The organism is Neoakkermansia glycaniphila, from assembly GCF_900097105.1.
GTDB lineage: Bacteria > Verrucomicrobiota > Verrucomicrobiia > Verrucomicrobiales > Akkermansiaceae > Akkermansia > Akkermansia glycaniphila.
This window is the reverse complement of sequence record NZ_LT629973.1, coordinates 3,056,776-3,074,078: the sequence shown is the minus strand read 5'-3', so window position 1 is coordinate 3,074,078 and position 17,303 is coordinate 3,056,776. Positions and strand designations below refer to the sequence as shown.

The window sequence follows — 17,303 nt, the reverse complement described above, 5'->3', positions numbered from 1 at the left end:
GGTCAGTATGTCGATGGTGTAAATCTGTCGCAGAGCAGGGGGGCGCAGCCGTGTCGGTCGCAAGCCCGCCAAGTGTCGGGAAGGCGAAATTAGCTCTATCCGGAGAAAAAGAAAATCTCTTTTTTTCTACCCGGAATTTCTCGGCATGAAAACGGACGTTCCATGCGTGTTCCACGCCTTTTTTTTTTTTAGGCTTGCAATTGGTTTTATTTCGGAAGAGTTGATTATTATTCTTTCTTTCGAGTGTGTGAAAAGATATGTGAATAAGTTGTGAACAAGTTGTCGTTTCTTTGTGAATAAAAATTACAATATAAATACAATGAATGAGTTAATGAAATAAAAATAGTTAAAAAACATAACTATTTTTTGTGGAACAATCTGTGAATAATCCAACAAACAAGTCGGGCGTCATGCCTGAAAATGCTGCCATCCAGTAGGGATGGAAGGGGCGACGGAGCCGCGTGGAACGAGGCGTCCGATGACCGTGACAGGGGTCTCGGGAAAGAACAGTCCCTGGACGCGGAAAAGGTGATCCTCGAACTCGGGATCGATCGTGAAAAGGAGTTCGTAGTCTTCGCCGTCTCCGAGGGCTTGCTCGATCGTGCAACCCGGGTGCAGGGGAAGGCTTTCAAGATTCAGTTTGTAGGAGCATCCCGAGGCCTCTGCCAGCCGGGGGAGATCGGTGCCGAGGCCGTCCGACAAGTCCATCATGGCCGTGGGAAGGAGTCCGTTGGAGCACAGTATCCGCGCTTCCCTCAGCCTCGGCGTGAAGTCGAGGTGCCTGCCGGAAACGAGGGACCCGCCCAGCCGACCGGTGACGCAGAGGAGGTCGCCGGGTTTTCCGGTGGAACGCAGGACTACTCTTCCGTGAAGGACGCGTCCTGTCACAGTGACGCTGAGAGCCAGCCCGTCGAAGGGAAGCGAGGAGGTTTCTCCTCCTGCCAGGGAGACTTCATAGGCGGCAGCCATGGAGGAAAGTCCTTCGTAAAGCCGGAGCAGGGATTCGACTTGCCGGGAGGGATGCACGAGGATGGTGACGAGGGCGTGTTCAGGGTCGCCGCCCATGGCGGCGATGTCGGAAAAGGCGCGTCCGAGCGCTTTGCGTCCGATGAGGTACGGATCGGTATCCCGGAGAAAGTGGACGCCTTCGACGAGAGCATCCGTTTTCAGCAGCGTATCCCAATGCTCATCGCGGGTGACGACGGCGCAGTCGTCTCCGGGCCCTACCAGAAGTTCCTCATTGCCGGGGAGGCCCGGCAGAAGCTGCCGAAGAAAGGCGTTTTCACCGAGTTCGTCCAGTTTCATGAAGTACCGAAGATCAGAAGATAGGCGATGGTCGTCGCATTGAAGACGGCGTGCGCCATGATGGGAACGAGCAGGGTGCGGGTGCGCTCATAGCAAATGGTCAGCAGGAAGCCGATCAGAGCCAGAGGCAGGGCTTGTCCCAGGCTGTTATGCACGAAGGCGAAGAAGAAGGATACCCCGATGTTGGCGCATATGGCGGGGATGTATCGCTTGAGAATGGGGTAGAGATAGCCGCGAAAGCAGATTTCCTCCAGCAGAGGGGCAAGGAGGATGGCGGAGAATGCGATACGCATCTGTTCTTCGGCATCGCCTGTGCGTAGAGCCTTAATGACGGCCTGTTCTTCAGGCGCGCCTGTGCGATTGCATATCCATTCCATCAGGCCGCTTTCTTCCATGAGCCCCGTACCAAGACGAATGACCAGCGATATGCCGACGATCCATACGATGGTGGATACGGCGGAGGGGAGCTTCCAACTGTACATCTCCCGCACGGGCGGGGTGAACATCCGGAAGAGGATGAACATGGCAAAGATGGCGAAGGTCGATACGTTCACCAGCAGCATGCAGAGGCACATGCACAGGGCGACCGTATTGTCCGCCCAAGTGAAGCCGGAGGTGGGTATGCCTTTTTGCTCGGCCCTGTTCGGCTTCAGGATGCGGCGGCCGATGCTCCACAGGATGCAGGCAATGAGGATGTCCCACGTCAGGCACTGGATCAGGAATTGCCATGAGGAAAGCGGAGTCGTTCCGTCGGCTTGCGAGAGCATGCTCGCCGGGATGATCGACGGAAGAAGAAATTCGCTCATAAATGCCGGGCGATTGTAGCAGGCATGCCAGGTAAAACAAGCAAAAAATCGAAAGCGGACGGGAGGCCCGACGCATAGCGCTTGCATGCAAAGACTCCGCCGGATGGTGGGACATGCTGAACGGGATATTGTCTGCCGATTGTTTTGTTACATCTTCTTTCTTGACTTGCTTGCGCGTATCAAATAGGCTGGGCGTGTTGAGTTCAGTCAGCACGCTTGCGTCTCATGCCTTCGCCTCTGATATCCATTGTTGTCCCCGTGTACAATGTCGCTTCCTATTTGAGGGAGTGTCTGGAATCGATTCTGGAGCAGACGTATGAGAATCTTGAAGTGATTTGCGTCAACGACGGCTCGACCGACGGTTCGTTGGCCATTCTGGAAGAATACCGGTCGAGGGATTCGCGCGTGCGAGTGATTTCGAAGCCGAATGCCGGATACGGGCACACGATGAATATGGGGATGGATGCCGCCACAGGCGATTACCTCGGCATCGTGGAATCCGACGATTTTATCGAACCGCGCATGTACGAAATCCTGATGACGGCGCAGCAGAAGCACGATGTGCCCGTTGTGCTGTGCCCGTGGTTCGACTACTGGACCGACGGCAACCGTAAAAAGTGCTCATTCCCGCGCGGCTGGCGCAGCGAGCAGGTGTTCTGCCCGCTTGACCGCCCCCAGATATTTTCCGGCAATCCGGCCATCTGGGCCGCCTTGTACGATTTGAACTGGCTGCGTGCGAACGGTATCCGCTTTTTGGAAACGCCGGGAGCGTCGTTTCAGGATATGTCTTTCTCCTTCAAGGTACTTGCCAAGCTGGAGAAAATCTGCGTCGTACCGGATGTGCTGCTGAATTACCGCCGCGACAATGAAAACTCGTCCATGAACAGCAAGCACAAGGTGTTTTGCATTTTCGACGAGACGGACGAGATGAGAGCCTTTTTCAACAGTGCGTGCGAAGGCAATACGAAGATTCGCGATATTCTTTTCAAACGCAGCTATGAGGTGTACCGGGCGAACCTGAAACGGATCGCCCTGAAGTACAAGCTGGGCTTTCTCCACCGCATGTCGCAGGAGACGAAGAAACATTTTTCGGATAACGAAGGCGATAACCAGTTTTTGGAAGAGAAGGATATTCTCAACCTGCGAGCCCTCTCCCGGGGCGTGGGCCGGTATCTGCTGCGCCGTTCGCTGTCGCCGTTCTACGATGTGACGTACAAGGGCAATACGCGCCGCGTGAAGGTATTCGGCCTGCGTGTGAAGAAATCCGCCCACCGTGGCGCGCACTGAGAGAGGTTGCCTTTAAGGGGTCGGGGAGGTCAGCAGGGCTTTCATGGCATTGGAGCCCGCTTCGTCCGCCGGGGTTTTACCTTTTTGGGTGCGTAAGGATGGGTCGGCCTTATAGTGGAGCAGGAGGCGTGCCAGCGGCAAGTCGTCGGCACGGGCGGCAAGATGCAAAGGTGTCGTACCCTGTTCGTCGGCAGCGTTCGGGTCGGCCTTGCTTTGCAACAGGAGTTCGGCCATTTCCAGACGTTGTTGATCGTCTGTTGCGTTTTGGCTGATTGCCTGGTACAGAGGTGTCTTGCCATTTTTGTCGGCCTTGTTTGGATTTGCCTTGTACTGCAACAGCAGCTTGCCTATGCCGCTATCGCCGTATTTGGCGGTAATGAGCAGGGGAGTCGTGCCGTGTTCATCGGTGGCATTGGGATCGGCGCCGTGCTGCAGCAGGATTTCGGCGATGTCGGGTAGGTTGGTATCGACGGCTCGGTGAAGAGGTGTACCTTTCGTGCCGTTGCCCAAGTTGACATCGCAACCTTTTTCAATGAGGTATCTGACGTAACCGGGGTCGATGCGGTCCCGGTTGACTTTGTCCCGGAAAAATTCCCAGCGGCAAGTTCTGTCCTTCATTTGGGTGTGTGTCCATGGGACTGTGCCGCTGCAGGCTCCGTGCAACACGGATGCCGGATCCATCGGCGATCGGCTTGTGGTTTGGAGTTTGGCTTTTCCTTCTTCGATGAGGATACGGGCTTCGTCGGGATCGGCTTCGAAAAGGCAGGTTGTACCCTGGGCGTCGATATCGTCGGGATTGGCGCCGTACTTGAGCAGCAACCGGATGCTTTCCGGTTGATCCCAGCGGCAGGCATACCAGAGAGGCCGTTCCGATGAGGGATCCAGCAAGGCATTGGGGTCGGCTCCATGTTGCATCAGCATTTCGGCAACGTCGATCAATCCCAGACAGACGGCAAAGTGCAGGGCGGTAAAGGTTTCGTCCGGTAAGGTAGCATGAATGGTGCTCCGGCGCACGATTGTATCGAGGTTGAGAGACAGTTGTTCACAGAATCTCTGTTGTGTGCCGAGGTGTTGCTTTTGGGTTGGATCGGCGGTTTTCGCTTCGAGCTGGCTGAGCTTGGCTGCCAATCGTTCGATGGATTGTTTCGCCTGCTGCAGTTCTACGGGCGTGATTTTTTTGTCGGGATGGAGCTTTTGGTATGCTTCGCTTCGGAGGCGTTCGGCCTGTGGAAGTTTGCCGGCATGGCAGGGGACGCCGATTGCCAGAACGGCGCCGATGGTCAGCATGAGGGTAGATGTGGTCATACGCAACCATGATGGCACGGAGATGGCGGAAGGCAAGGAAAAAACGAAAAGGAACTCTGCTTCATGCGTCATTGCCTGCGGCACAGCGCGGCCATGTCTTCGGGCAGGGGGGCGTGGATGCGAACAGTCTCGTCGCGCCATGGAAACGAGAGGGCGCAACTATGCAGAGCATGGCGGGGCAGGTGCAGCCTGCGGTGCATGTCGGGAGTCCAGCCTTCGGCGATGAAGTCGAGGTAACAGGTTTCGTCGAAACCGTAGATTTTGTCTCCGAGGATGGGATGGCCGAGATGGGCGAGGTGAACGCGGATCTGGTGCATGCGCCCGGTGCGAGGTATGCACCGGATCAGGGACATGGCAGGCAGGTTGCGTGTGGCGGGAATCGTTTTGAGTACGCGGAAAGAGGTGAAGCAAGGCTTGCCGTCCGGATGGCAGCATTGCTTGACGTGGATGCGCGAGGGGCGGACGCTGCTCTGGCTGAGGATGGGCTCTTCGCAGGTGCAGCTGCGCCATGCGGGATGGCCGAGGACGAGGGCCATGTATTCCTTGTGCAGTTCGCGCCTTTGCATGGCCTTGCCGAGTTCGCGGGCGGCGCGCAGGGTTTTGGCGACGAGGGTGATGCCGCTCGTTTCCCGGTCGAGGCGGTTGACGAGGGATATCTGGCCTCCCGTGGCCAGTTCGTAGGCGAGCAGTTCTCGCAGGCCATGCCAGAGCGTAGGTTCGTTTTTCTCTCCGGTCGGATGCGCCAGAAGCGGGGCTGCCTTGGAGACTGCGAGGAAGTCCTCCGTTTCGTACAATACGGAGAAGTCCGCTTCAACGGCAATGGGCATGTCGTACTTCATGGGCGGATGGAAGCGGGGTCGATTTCCTTCCATTCCCCCTCTTCCAGTCCGAGCGTATCCAGCGAGAGCGTGCCGATATGCGTACGGCGCAGGGTGACGACGGGCGCGCCCGCTTCCGCCAGCATGCGCCGTACCTGATGGTAGCGTCCTTCGTGCAGGGTGAGTGTGCCGGAGCATTCCCCGGTCAGCACGAGATCGGCAGGAAGACATGGCGTCGCCTCGCCGTGGAGCATGTATTCTCCGGAGGCGAACAGGGCGACTGCCTCTTCCGGTACGGGCGCCGATGTGGTGAATGCGTAGATTTTCGGCACGTGCTTTTTGGGAGAGGTCATGTCGTGGACGAATTGACCGTCGTCCGTAATCAGAAGGAGGCCGGACGTGTCCTTGTCCAGCCGGCCGACCGTGGTGACGGAGGGATTGCGCCGCAACCACGACGGGGGCAGCAGATCGTCCACGAGCTCTCCTTCTTCGCGGTGGCTGCAGGTGCAACCCGTCGGTTTGTTGAGGGCGATGTAGATTCCGTCCGGGAACGGAACGGGTTTCCCGTCGATCAGAACATCATGAGGATCGACCTTTTCCGAGACGTTGCGAACGGGCTGCCCCCGGTGCATGGCTCGTCCGGATTTCACCCATCCGGAAGCCTCGCGGCGGGAACAGTAGCCGAATCGTGACAGGAGTGCGTCGAAACGTATCATGCAGGAAGTTTTCTCATAAAAATGAAGAAAAACAAGATTGAAATAGCATCCCCATCGTGATAGGATACATTCACAACATAGATGGCGCGCAATGACGTGCTCCTGTCTTTGTGTCTTTTTACCTCTCACACTCGTTATGATCTCCATCGTCACCGAACAGGAACTTACACCCCGGCAGTCGGATCTTTGGCTGAAAGGTTGCCAATCCGTCGAAACAAAAAACTATCCTTATGCCATCAGCCTGTTGAAGGCTCTTGTCAAGGATGCCCCCGGCTTTCTTGAAGGCCGCAAGGTGCTGCGTGCCTGTGAGATCAAGCAAAATCCCGAGACGAAGAAAAAGACCATGTTCGGCGGCATGCGCCTGACCACGCTGAAGAAGGCCGCCGATGCGGTGCTTACCTCCGTGGAAGACGATCTGGAAAACGATCCGTTCTCCCTGCAGGCCAATGAAATGCTGTACAATGCAGCCATGGAGCTGGGATTGACGGATCTTGCCTCTTTCGCCCTCGAAACGATTTGCCAGGGGCATTCTACCAATAAGAAATATCTTCATTTGCTGGCGAACCATTATATCAAGAACGAGCAGTTTGCCGAGGCCGCCGATGCCTACCGCCGTGTGCTGCAGGTGGACCCGAACGATACGGTGGCCATCAAGGGCGAGAAGGATTGTACGGCCCGTGCCTCCATGCGCTCCCAGAACTGGGAAAACGCCAAGGATTTCCGATCCGTGATGAAAAATGCCGCCGAAACGGCCGATCTGGACAACGCCGACAAGCTCGGCCTGACGCGTGCCGAATTGGAGCAGCGGCTTGCCCGCCTGTCGGAACGCTATGCGGCCGACCAGAGCAATCTTGCCATCGTGCGCGATATCGCCTCCGTGTACGAACAGATGGAAGACTGGGCCAATGCCTATTCCTTCTACAGCTATGCATTCTCCCTCAGCGCGAACGACGTATCCATCCAGGCCAAGGCGCTGGAAATGCGTGAAAACATGCTGAACAGCGAACTCGTGGCACTGGAAAAGGCAGCCGGAGCCAATCCCGACAATGCGGAGTTACAGGCCCGGCTTGCCGAGAAACGCCGCGAACGCGCCGTTGAACAGGTGACGGATTGCAAGGCCCGCGTGGAAGGCAATCCGACCGACCCGCAGCTTCGCTTCAATCTGGGGCAGGCTCTCTTCTATGCAGGAGAATTTTCCGATGCCATTCCGGAACTCCAGCGTGCGCGCAACAATCCCTACCTCCGCATCCGCGCCATGCTGATGCTCGGCAAGTGCTACGAAGCCAAGAATATGTATGACCTTGCGCTCCGCCAGCTTGAAGAAGCCAATGCCGAACTCTTCAACATGGACGATACGAAGAAGGAAATCCTGTACCTGATGGGCACCCTGCACGAACACCTCGGGCAGAAGGACAAGGCTCTCGACAGCTTCAAGGTGATTTACGATGCGGACTACGGCTACCGGGACGTGGCCCATCGCGTGGAATCCGCCTACGCCTGATTGTTCCCGGCCATCCGGTTCCGTTTTACGTTCGGCAGCCCTCATGCGGCTGCCGTCCTTTTTTTCGGATGGGCGGGGAATGGCTCATTCTTGACTTGCAATGAACGGCAAATCTGCTAGATTTTTTCGCATGAATAGTTTTCGCGTCACCATCCTTGTCTTCCTGGCTGTTGCCCTGGGGGTTCTGTTCTGGATTGTCGCCTTCCTTCTGCCCAAGACCCAGCAAATCAGCGATGAACAGAAGAGGGAGCAGGAAAGCTCCCACTATGACAAGCTCCTTACCCATGGCTCCGAAAAGAAGGATGCTCCGGCAGCGGCGACTCAATCGGGTACAGATATCCTGAAGGAAGATCAGGCCGCGAAGGACAGGGCGGAAATCGAACGCCTTCGTAAAGAACTTGAACTCAAAAAAGAAGAGGAAGAAGTCCTGAAAAAGGGCGCCTCTGCCAGTTCCTCTTCGGTACCGGCTGCCGCTACGGCTGAGAATGTTGCTCCGGTTGCTGTCGTATCCTATTACGACAAGGAAAACAACATCGTCCTGCTGCAGCCGCAAGGCAATCAGGAACTTTCGACATCGCAGGTGCTGGCGGTTTCCCGGTTCGGCGGCATCGTCTGCGAACTGGTGCTCCAGCGTTTCGATCCGGAATCCGGCCTGTACAGTGCAGCCATGAAAAAAGTCGATCTGATCACGAACCCGACGATGATGCAGGTTGCCTCCATGGCCTCCGATCCCAAAGTGGGCGACAAGGTCATCATCTCGCCGCTTCCCCAGGTGAGTGATCTTCCTTCTCTCAACAGCGCGGCTCCTGCCGCAGCCACTCCGGCTCCGGCTGCCCTTCCGCAGGGAAATTCCAAAATGTCGGATGTCGTCGAGGTTCCCTTGACGCCCGCACTTCCCTGAACGCCGTTTTCTTCCTGCATACATGTCTGATACCGTCGCCAAATCCTGCCTCTTTGACCGGACTCCCTGTTTCTCCTTCGAATTTTTCCCGCCGAAATCCCCGGCTGCGGCCGAATCCTTGCACCGCACCATTTGCGAGCTGGAGCCGTACTCGCCCAGCTTCGTCAGTGTGACGTACGGTGCGGGAGGATCATCCCGCGAGCTGACTCGAAGCCTTGTAGAGCGTATCCAGCAGGAGCGGCAGATACCTACGGTGCCGCACCTCACCTGCGTGGGCCATACGGAAGAGGAACTGGAGAATATTATAGAAGGTTATGTGAGGGTAGGAGCCAAGGCCGTACTGGCTTTGCGCGGCGATCCTCCACGGCAGGGTGGGTACGATCCCTCCCGGGATGCCTTCCACCATGCGGCGGAGCTGGTGAGCTTCATCCGCAGATGGGAAGAGCGCAACCGCATTCAGGAGCCCCTGACCATCGGCGTGGCCGGATTCTGCGAAGGGCATCCCGATACACCCAACCGCCTCAAGGAAATGGACTACCTCAAGGCGAAGGTGGATGAAGGTGCAGACTACATCTGTACGCAGCTTTTCTTTGACAACCACGCGTTCCTCGATTACAGGGACCGCTGCCGCCTCGTCGACATCAATGTGCCCGTCATCGCCGGCATCATGCCTATTACAAGCATCAACGGCATGCAGCGCATGGCCGAACTGTCGGGCGGCACCTGCTTCCCGGCCCGGCTGCTCAAGGCTCTTCTTCGGGCCGGAGGCGATCCTTCCGCCATCGAACAGGTCGGCATCCAATACGCTTCTTCCCAGTGTGCCGAATTGCTGGACGCCGAGGTGGACGGCATTCACTTCTACACCCTGAACCAATCCTATGCCACGCGCGAGATCTACCGCAATCTCGGGCTGGCTTCTTCGCCCGGCAAAGCCGCACGTGAGGCCGCCGCATCCCTTCAACAAAAATTATCATAAATCGACCAAATGGACAATAAAACCCCCTCGCAAGACGCCCCCCTGTCACCCGAAGAAATCCGCGCCATTGGCGAAGTCAATATCGGCCCGGCCAAGCATGAAGTTTTCCTGGACAACCATTACAAGAAGCTGATCGTCGGAGGTATCATCCTTGCGGTCGGCGTTGTCGGCGGCATCGCCTATTATTCCATGCAGGATGAGAAGGTTACCGAGGCTTCGGCCGCTCTTGTCTCCGCCATGGGGGCGGACAAGGCCGAATTCAGTATTTCTTCCGCCAAACTCGATTCCGCGAAACTGGAAACCGTGGCTGCCCAGTATCCCGATACGGCTTCGACCGATACGGCCAAATACCTCGCCCATGCCGCCGTGGTGGCGAAGGGCAAGACGCAGCAGGGCATTGCCGGCATGAATGCGCTCCTCAAATCGACGGACAACGAAGACCTGAAACTGCGCATCCGAGTCTATCTGGCCGACCAGTACACGCAGCAGGGGCGTTTGGACGATGCCACTCGCATGTGGCAGGAGGTGGTCGTCTCCGGCGAGTCTCCCTATCTTCCGCTGGCGTACATGTCTTTGGGCGATATCGCGCAACAACAGAACGACAAGGAGAAGGCGAAGACCATGTACCAGGCCGGAGTTGCCAAATCTGCGAACAGCTCCCTCCATAACCGTATCAAGGATCGCCTCGAGGTGATTGATGTAGCTCCTCCCGTCAAGGAAGCTCCGGCGCCGCTTCCTGCACCTCTTCCTTCAGCTGCGGATTCCGTGGTGCCCTCTCTGAGCGCGCCACTTGAGGCCTCCTGAGCAGAGCAGCGCATTTTTCGACGATAGGCGGGCCGCTTCCTGAGGGAAGCGGCCCGTTTGCGTGTTCAGCCTTGACAAAACGGATAGGGAAGAGTAGAAAATCATATTCCCCTATGATTCATTCCTTATGCTATTGGTTTTGTTGCAGGAAGCCACGTGTGTGGTACAGTCTGGCGGCAGCGTTTCCCCTGATTCTGCAATCATGTACGTTTGCCCGCACATCGGCTAAAATTTCGGAGATCGGCGCTCGTTACAATTATGCCGATTGCGGCGTGCTGGAGAAGAATGTACTGTTCGAAAAGGACGGTTGCTATTACGTGAAGGCGCGGCAGCGCGTGTGCGAACGGCAGCAGGATCTCTGGGGCACGATGGCCGTGGCATTGAATTACTGGGGATATCGCGATGAGCCGCTGCCGGAGGATGAACAGCCTTCCGGATATGTAGCCGTCCTCATTCCCCGGGATTTGGCGTTTCGCATGTCCGGCAGCAAACTGTCCGGTATGAAGAACGGCAGAGCGATACGGTTTTTGGAGGAAGAGCCGATGACGGCCATGCCGGAAATCGATCTGGACGGAGCACGGGAGACGGCCATACGCTATCCTCTGACAGTGCAGGACAGTGTCCGCTCGGCATCCTGCGGCGCATGTGTTCCGGATTTGTATGTTTGGAACGGTTGCGAAACAGGGGGCCTGCATGCATGGATACAGCCCGTGGCCTGGCTGGATGCTTTTGTTGTCGATGCTCCTCTGAGCGTGGTAGCTACTCCTGTCCGGTGGGCATCGGCGGGGTATAAGGCCATATTCCGCACACCTTAACATTCTTTCCTGGCGGATCGGCCGTATCCTGATGATTTCCGGCCGTAAATTTCCGTCGATATATATTAATGTATAACAACATATGAATTCCGTTGGAGTTATATATGGATATTTTTAATACTGTTTTCTACTTTGTTTTATTGCTCAATGACTTTTTATGTTAGTGTTATTTTCTGATTTTATCTTGACCCTTTGAAGCGTTGCTATATTGTATTCTCTTATATGAAGCTAGCCTCTATCGCCTTGTTGCTGTCATGCCTGGCCATGGCGGATGTACCTGTACAGGCAGAACCGGAACCGGATGCGGTACGGTCGGTGATGCCTTCCTATTTCGGAAAGGATTACAATACATTGCTCGTTGTGCCCGTTACATTGAAGAAATTCAATGGCGATTTTACAAGGCGCCATGGAAATTGGTCATCGTATTATCGCGCCTATACGGTGCCGGCGGTATCCGTCGACCATGGCATTGAAGTCGTCTTTTATGATGAGATCGCCTACCGGGCCTGTATGGCCGCTTTGGAAAAGACGGATGATCCTGTCAAGCTCGTCGGGTACGAAACGCTGATCGTGATACCCATCCTCCATCCGACACCCTATGAGCGCGTGCCTGAAGGAGAAAAGGATGTCGCCGGAATGTGGACGGTGAAGCGCGTATTCGTCGTGCTCCGCGTGTATCAGAGCGGCAGGGATGCCGATGTGAGAGGACGCAAGAGCCCTGCGCCGTTGCTCATATGAAGCGCAACAGGACGCAAGGGTGAAAAAGATTGCATGTAGCGCACCGCATCAGGCAAGAGCCGCGGTATTGGCCCGACTGAAGATTTGCGGGTATTCTTCTGCGACTGCCTGGCGGATTTGCTGCTGGGTTTGCAAGGCATCTCCGAGCGCCGGGATGCGAACCAGCCAAGGCATGTCCATGGAGGCGTAGATGCGGTAGCAGTGTTCGAGGAAGGAGGCCTCTTCGAAGGCATCGCGGGCAAGGCCGCGTTCGGCCATGCGGAGCAGGGCGGTTTCGACGGGGATGTCGAGCCAGAAGGCAAGATCGGGTACGGGGGCGAATTCTTCGTTCATTTCGCGTATTTCCTCGACATTGCAGCCGCTGGCCCCCTGATAGGCCATCATGGAAAGGTAATAGCGGTCGAGCAGTACCCATGTTCCTTGTTCAAGGGCGGGTTCGATGACGTTGTGTACGTGTTCGCGGCGATCCTGCAGGAGGCAGGATATTTCTTCTTCGATATCAAGGCGTTCGTTGCCTGCAGCCGCCTGACGCACTTTCATGCCCCATGGGCCGCGTGTCGGTTCGAAGCTGCAAAGGGTTCGGATGCCGTGCGCGTTCAGATAATCGGCCAGCAGGTTGATCTGCGTGGATTTTCCGGAACCGTCGATGCCTTCGAAGACGAGGAGTTTGCCGCGAGTGGATAGGGGAACAGTCATGAGTGGTGAATGGAATTCTCAACCCGGAGTTTAGCAGAAAAGCTTCTGCAATCAAGCACGATTTTCCGCATCTGCCAGGCGCAGGTTCGGATCGACAGGGGTATCCAGCGGAGAAGTCTGCCCGGCGCGAGCCTTGAGCAGCGCGGCGAAGGCGATCATGGCCGCGTTGTCGGTGGTGAGGCTGTTGGGAGGCAGGATGAATTCGACGCCGTTTTTTTCGCAGGCGTCTGCAAGCCGGGTACGGAGCGCCGCATTGCACGAGACTCCGCCGGAGATGGCAAGCGTGCGGTGCTTCGTCTGGCGGATGGCACGCATGGCTTTGCCGATCAGGACATCGATGATGGCCTGCTGGACGGAGGCGCAGAGGTCGTTGAGCATTTGCTCCGGCAGGTCGTGGGGGTTGCCGGAGGGGCAGAGTTTGGGCAGCAGGTAGAGGACAGCCGTTTTGAGGCCGGAGAAGGAGACGTTGAGGTGCGGTTCATGCAGCATCGGCCGGGGCAGGTCGAAGGCGGCAGGATCGCCGAGAGCGGCGCGCTTGTCGATTTCTGGGCCGCCGGGGTAGGGCAGATCAAGCATTTTTCCGACTTTGTCGAAGGCTTCGCCCGCTGCATCGTCGAGGGAGCGGCCGAGAAGGCGGTAATCGCCGATGCAGCGCACATCCACGAAGAGGGTGTGGCCGCCCGAGGCGAGGAGGCCGAGGTGCGGCACAAGCCCTGCCGGGTGGGCGACGAAGGGGGAGAGGAGGTGGCCTTCCAGATGATTGACGGCGACGAAGGGTTTTCCGGCGGCCAGAGCGAGAGCCTTGCCCGTGGTGTTGCCGACGAGGAGGGCTGCGACGAGGCCCGGGCCGGCCGTGGCGGCGAAGACGTCGACATCCGCGACGGTGCATCCGGCTTTGTCCAAAGATTCGCGGAGCAGGGCGGGCAGGTTGGCGGAATGGTTGCGCGAGGCGAGTTCCGGGACGACGCCGCCATGCAGGCGGTGCAGGGGAATCTGGGAGGAGATGATGGAGCTGAGGAGCCGGGGTGCCTCCCCTTCCTTCTCCGAGAGCAGCAGGGCGACAGCCGTTTCATCGCAGGATGATTCGATGCCGAGGACGAGCGTTTTCATCGGAGAGGGAGGAGGGTTGGCGAGGCAGGGTCAGGCTTTGGCCGCCTTGCTGCGTTTGATGACCGGTTTGTCTTTGCCGAGTACGGTGTCTTCCGTGATGGTGACGGAGCGGATGCTTTTGTCGCTGGGCACTTCGTACATGACGTCGAGCATGATGCGCTCGATGATGGAGCGCAGGGCGCGCGCGCCCGTACCGTGGTCGATGGCGAGCTTGGCCATGGCGTGCAGGGCCTTTTCCTCGACGATGAGTTCGACGCCCGACATGGCAAGGAGCTTGGCATACTGGCGCACGAGAGCGTTCTTCGGCTGGGTGAGGAGTGCGACGAGCTGTTCTTCCGTGAGCGTGGTGAGGGGGCTGAAGATGGGCAGGCGGCCCATCAGCTCGGGAATCATGCCGAAGGAGAAGAAGTCTTCCGGCATGGCTTTGCCGAGTACTTCCTCTTCGGTGTATTCCTTTTTGCCGCGATCCTGTTCGATGGAGGCGAAGCCCATTGCGCTGGAGCCGAGACGCTTGCGGATGATGTCTTCAAGGCCGACGAAGGCGCCGCCGCAGATGAAGAGGATGTTGTTCGTGTTGACGCGGATGTATTCCTGGTTGGGATGCTTGCGGCCGCCTTTCGGGGGGATGTTGCATTCCGTGCCTTCGATGATTTTGAGCAGGGCCTGCTGGACGCCTTCGCCGGAGACGTCGCGCGTGATGGATACGTTCTGGGTTTTGCGGCCGATTTTGTCCATTTCGTCCACGTAGATGATGCCGCGTTCTGCCTTGGCGACGTCCATGTCCGCCGCCTGAAGGAGACGCAGGACGATGTTTTCCACGTCTTCGCCGACGTAGCCGGCTTCGGTGAGCGTCGTGGCGTCAACGATGCAGAAGGGGACATCGAGGATGCGTGCGAGCGTTTTGGCAAGCAGGGTTTTGCCCGATCCGGTCGGCCCCGCGAGCAGGATGTTCGATTTTTCGATTTCCACGTTGTCGCCTTCGTCCATGCTTTGGCGCAGGCGCAGGTAGTGGTTGAAAACGGCGACACAAAGGGTTTTTTTGGCGAGGTCCTGACCGATGACGTAGCTGTCCAGTTCCTTGCGGAGCTGTTCGGGCGTCGGCAGGTCGGAAAGTTCCATCTGCTCGATGGCGAGGCCGGACGGCTGGTTGGCCGCCGGTACGGGGAGCATTTCGGGATGGGTGTGCTTCACCATGTCGCTGAAGCGTTCGGCGGCGATGCCTCCGAATTTGCTCTGCAGCATGTAGGCGGCGCACAGTTCGACGCACTGGAAGCAGACCTGTTTTCCGTTTTCCGTCGGGACGAGGGGGCGTCCGTCCTGTTCGGGAGCGCCGCAGATGGCGCAGCTGGCTGTTTTATCTGGCATGGTCGGACGATGTTCAGGCCTGAGGCTTGGCCTCGGACTTGTGCGAGAGGATTTTGTCGACGAGGCCGTATTGGACGGATTCTTCCGCCGTCATGTAGTTGTCGCGGTCCTGGTCGGCCTTGACGGTTTTTTCGCTTTTGCCGGTGTGGTGGGCGAGAATGGCGGTCAGGCGTTTGTCGAGGCTGAACATGAAGTTGATCGTGCGTTCGACGTCGGCAGCAGTGCCGGAAGCTCCGCCACGCACCTGGTGGATCATGACGTGCGAGTTCGGCAGGCAGAAGCGTTTGCCCTTGGTGCCAGCAGCAAGGAGGACGGAGCCCATGGAGGCAGCGATGCCGATGCAGTAGGTGTTGATGTCGCACGAGATGAATTGCATCGTGTCGTAGATGGCCAATCCTGCGGTGACGGAGCCTCCCGGGGAGTTGATGTAGATGTGGATGTCCTTCTTGGGATCCGTCATTTGCAGGAAGAGGAGCTGGGCGATGACGGAGTTGGCCACGGTATCGTCGATTTCCGTGCCGATGAAGATGACGCGGTCGATCAGAAGCCGCGAGTAGATGTCGTAAGCGCGTTCCCCTTGTCCGGTCTGTTCGATCACGGTGGGGATATAGTAGTTTTGCGGGGTCATATTCTGGTGCATATCTGGCATGTGAGTGGGTTTTGTCCGGTAAGGGTTCGGTTGGAGCAAACAGGGGAGAAAGGAGCGGTCGTCCTTTCTCCCCCTGAAAGGGTCTGGATGCCGTTCCGTTTATTCGGCGGCAGCCGTTTCTTCCTTGGCTTCGGAGATGGTGACCTTGGCGTTCTTGACGAGGAGGTCGAGTACCTTCGAGGTGATGAGGCTGAGGCGGATGCCGGGGATGCGGCCTTCCTTCTGAAGCTTCTTGACGAAGGATTTCAGGTTGGTGGCTTTTTCCTGCTGGGCGAGGCGCATGATGGCGTTGGACATTTCGTGATCGGTCACGGAGATGTTTTCGCGGCGGGCCACTTCCTGCAGCATGAAGTATACGCGGAGGTTGCGGCGGGTTTCGGTCTTGGCTTCTTCGCGGAGTTTGTCGACGATGCCGTCGAATTCCTTTTCACCGGCCTGCATGGCTGCGTAGAGCTTGCGCTGGAGGACGTTGTAGGATTCGCGTTCGACGAGGGCTTCGGGAAGTTCGAAGTCGATGGCATCGGCCAGTTTTTCGGAGATCTGGTCGGCCTTGGCTTCGTTGTTGGCGTTTTCCTTCTGCTGCTTGAGGTTTTCGCGCACGATGTCCTTGATTTCGTCCATCGTCTTGCCGGGCAGGGCGGTGGCGAAGAGTTCGTCGTCAATGGCGGGAACCTGCTTTTCGCGGATTTCCTTCACGGAGACGTGGAAGACGAGTTCCTTGCCGATGAGGTCGGCGAAGGGGAAGTTTTCGGGGACGGTGATGGAGATGTCCTTCGTGTCGCCGGCCTTGGAGCCGACGAGGCCTTCGGAGAGGCCGGGCATGAAGCTGTCTTCTTCCATGAAGACCCAGTGGCCTTCACGGCCTTCGAGGAATCCGACGGGTTTGCCGAGGGCATCGGCGGTCGGCTGGCCTTCGACGGTTGTTTTGAAGTCGATGACGGTGACGTCTCCCATGGCGGCGGCGCGGTCGACCGTTTCAAATTTGGCGTTCTGCTGGGCGAACTGGTTGAGGGCGTCTTCGACGTCCGCATCGGTCACGTCGTCGGAGGCGACGGAGACTTCTATGCCCATGTATTCCGGAAGTTCGAAGTCGGGAACGATGGTCAGCGTGGAGGAGTAGGTGAATTCGCCGTTGTCGGTGGTGGCCGTTTCGGCCTTGCCGAAGTCGAGAACCTTCAGGTCGGGGTTCTGCGTGAGGGCTTCGTCGCATACCTGTTCCGACAGGCGGTTGACGAGTTCTTCCTCAATGGCGGCTTCATAGCGTTTGAGGATCACGCTCTTGGGTGCTTTGCCGGGGCGGAAGCCGGGGATCTTGGCGTGTGAGGTGTAGGAGGAGGCGATCTGGTCCTTCAAGGTAGCAACGGCATCGGCAGGTACGGTGGCTTTCAACGTAGCTGTGCAGTCGGCTTGCTTTTCGATTGTGATGTCCATAAGTTGATTTGGAATGAAATATGGCGAATGTGCGGCGGTATGGTTCGGACGTATAATAATCGTCCACCCGCAGGCGACGG

17 protein-coding genes are annotated in these 17,303 nt (G+C 57.4%); 7 read left to right on the top strand and 10 right to left on the bottom strand.

Going from position 1 to position 17,303, the window contains the following annotated elements; all coding sequences use genetic code 11:
• Positions 1-408: 408 nt before the first annotated feature.
• Positions 409-1,305 (bottom strand): thiamine-phosphate kinase, encoded by an 897-nt coding sequence (gene thiL / locus PYTT_RS12820; RefSeq protein WP_067774885.1) that lies wholly within the window; start codon positions 1,303-1,305, stop codon positions 409-411.
• Positions 1,302-2,111, bottom strand: a complete 810-nt coding sequence (locus tag PYTT_RS12815) for a CPBP family intramembrane glutamic endopeptidase (protein ID WP_067774888.1) — start codon at positions 2,109-2,111, stop codon at positions 1,302-1,304. Before PYTT_RS12815 ends, thiL begins: the two co-directional genes overlap by 4 nt.
• A gap of 225 nt (positions 2,112-2,336) precedes the next feature.
• Here PYTT_RS12815 and PYTT_RS12810 point away from each other — a divergent pair, with 225 nt between their 5' ends.
• Entirely contained in the window at positions 2,337-3,398 is a 1,062-nt protein-coding gene (locus PYTT_RS12810; protein WP_067774891.1) for a glycosyltransferase family 2 protein, read from the top strand.
• A 12-nt stretch (positions 3,399-3,410) separates the two neighbouring features.
• Here PYTT_RS12810 and PYTT_RS12805 read toward each other — a convergent pair whose 3' ends face one another.
• From PYTT_RS12805 to PYTT_RS12795, 3 genes are all read right to left on the bottom strand, one after another.
• Positions 3,411-4,703 carry an ankyrin repeat domain-containing protein gene (locus PYTT_RS12805; protein ID WP_172801838.1) on the bottom strand — a complete coding sequence of 431 codons (1,293 nt, stop codon included), beginning with the start codon at positions 4,701-4,703 and terminating at the stop codon, positions 3,411-3,413.
• A gap of 68 nt (positions 4,704-4,771) precedes the next feature.
• Entirely contained in the window at positions 4,772-5,542 is a 771-nt protein-coding gene (locus PYTT_RS12800) for an RluA family pseudouridine synthase (protein WP_141675780.1), read from the bottom strand.
• Complete coding sequence (locus PYTT_RS12795; protein ID WP_067774897.1) at positions 5,539-6,237, bottom strand: pseudouridine synthase; 699 nt, start codon at positions 6,235-6,237, stop codon at positions 5,539-5,541. Before PYTT_RS12795 ends, PYTT_RS12800 begins: the two co-directional genes overlap by 4 nt.
• Before the next feature lie 136 nt (positions 6,238-6,373).
• On the opposite strand from PYTT_RS12795, the gene PYTT_RS12790 reads away from it, so the two are divergent.
• From PYTT_RS12790 to PYTT_RS12765, 6 genes are all read left to right on the top strand, one after another.
• On the top strand, positions 6,374-7,738 hold the full coding sequence (locus tag PYTT_RS12790; RefSeq protein WP_172801837.1) for a tetratricopeptide repeat protein: 1,365 nt from the start codon (positions 6,374-6,376) through the stop codon (positions 7,736-7,738).
• A gap of 130 nt (positions 7,739-7,868) precedes the next feature.
• Entirely contained in the window at positions 7,869-8,639 is a 771-nt protein-coding gene (locus PYTT_RS12785) for a hypothetical protein (protein WP_067774904.1), read from the top strand.
• A 22-nt stretch (positions 8,640-8,661) separates the two neighbouring features.
• Positions 8,662-9,615: a methylenetetrahydrofolate reductase [NAD(P)H] gene (gene metF, locus PYTT_RS12780; RefSeq protein ID WP_067774907.1), complete on the top strand. Its 954-nt coding sequence runs from the start codon at positions 8,662-8,664 to the stop codon at positions 9,613-9,615.
• A gap of 9 nt (positions 9,616-9,624) precedes the next feature.
• Positions 9,625-10,419 (top strand): YfgM family protein, encoded by a 795-nt coding sequence (locus tag PYTT_RS12775; protein ID WP_067774910.1) that lies wholly within the window; start codon positions 9,625-9,627, stop codon positions 10,417-10,419.
• 113 nt (positions 10,420-10,532) lie between these two features.
• Positions 10,533-11,234 (top strand): hypothetical protein, encoded by a 702-nt coding sequence (locus PYTT_RS12770; RefSeq protein ID WP_141675781.1) that lies wholly within the window; start codon positions 10,533-10,535, stop codon positions 11,232-11,234.
• A 222-nt stretch (positions 11,235-11,456) separates the two neighbouring features.
• Positions 11,457-11,972: a hypothetical protein gene (locus tag PYTT_RS12765; RefSeq protein WP_141675782.1), complete on the top strand. Its 516-nt coding sequence runs from the start codon at positions 11,457-11,459 to the stop codon at positions 11,970-11,972.
• Between the two features lie 48 nt (positions 11,973-12,020).
• Here PYTT_RS12765 and tmk read toward each other — a convergent pair whose 3' ends face one another.
• From tmk to tig, 5 genes are all read right to left on the bottom strand, one after another.
• A complete protein-coding gene (gene tmk / locus PYTT_RS12760; RefSeq protein ID WP_067774918.1) occupies positions 12,021-12,668 on the bottom strand; it encodes a dTMP kinase in 648 nt (215 codons plus the stop codon).
• A gap of 51 nt (positions 12,669-12,719) precedes the next feature.
• Positions 12,720-13,778, bottom strand: a complete 1,059-nt coding sequence (gene tsaD, locus PYTT_RS12755; RefSeq protein ID WP_067774921.1) for a tRNA (adenosine(37)-N6)-threonylcarbamoyltransferase complex transferase subunit TsaD — start codon at positions 13,776-13,778, stop codon at positions 12,720-12,722.
• Between the two features lie 30 nt (positions 13,779-13,808).
• The gene (gene clpX / locus PYTT_RS12750) at positions 13,809-15,143 is read right to left on the bottom strand and encodes an ATP-dependent Clp protease ATP-binding subunit ClpX (RefSeq protein WP_083076629.1); all 1,335 of its coding nucleotides are present in this window, start codon (positions 15,141-15,143) and stop codon (positions 13,809-13,811) included.
• 13 nt (positions 15,144-15,156) lie between these two features.
• On the bottom strand, positions 15,157-15,783 hold the full coding sequence (locus PYTT_RS12745) for an ATP-dependent Clp protease proteolytic subunit (protein WP_067775094.1): 627 nt from the start codon (positions 15,781-15,783) through the stop codon (positions 15,157-15,159).
• 108 nt (positions 15,784-15,891) lie between these two features.
• Positions 15,892-17,223: a trigger factor gene (gene tig, locus PYTT_RS12740; RefSeq protein ID WP_067774924.1), complete on the bottom strand. Its 1,332-nt coding sequence runs from the start codon at positions 17,221-17,223 to the stop codon at positions 15,892-15,894.
• Positions 17,224-17,303 lie beyond the last annotated feature (80 nt).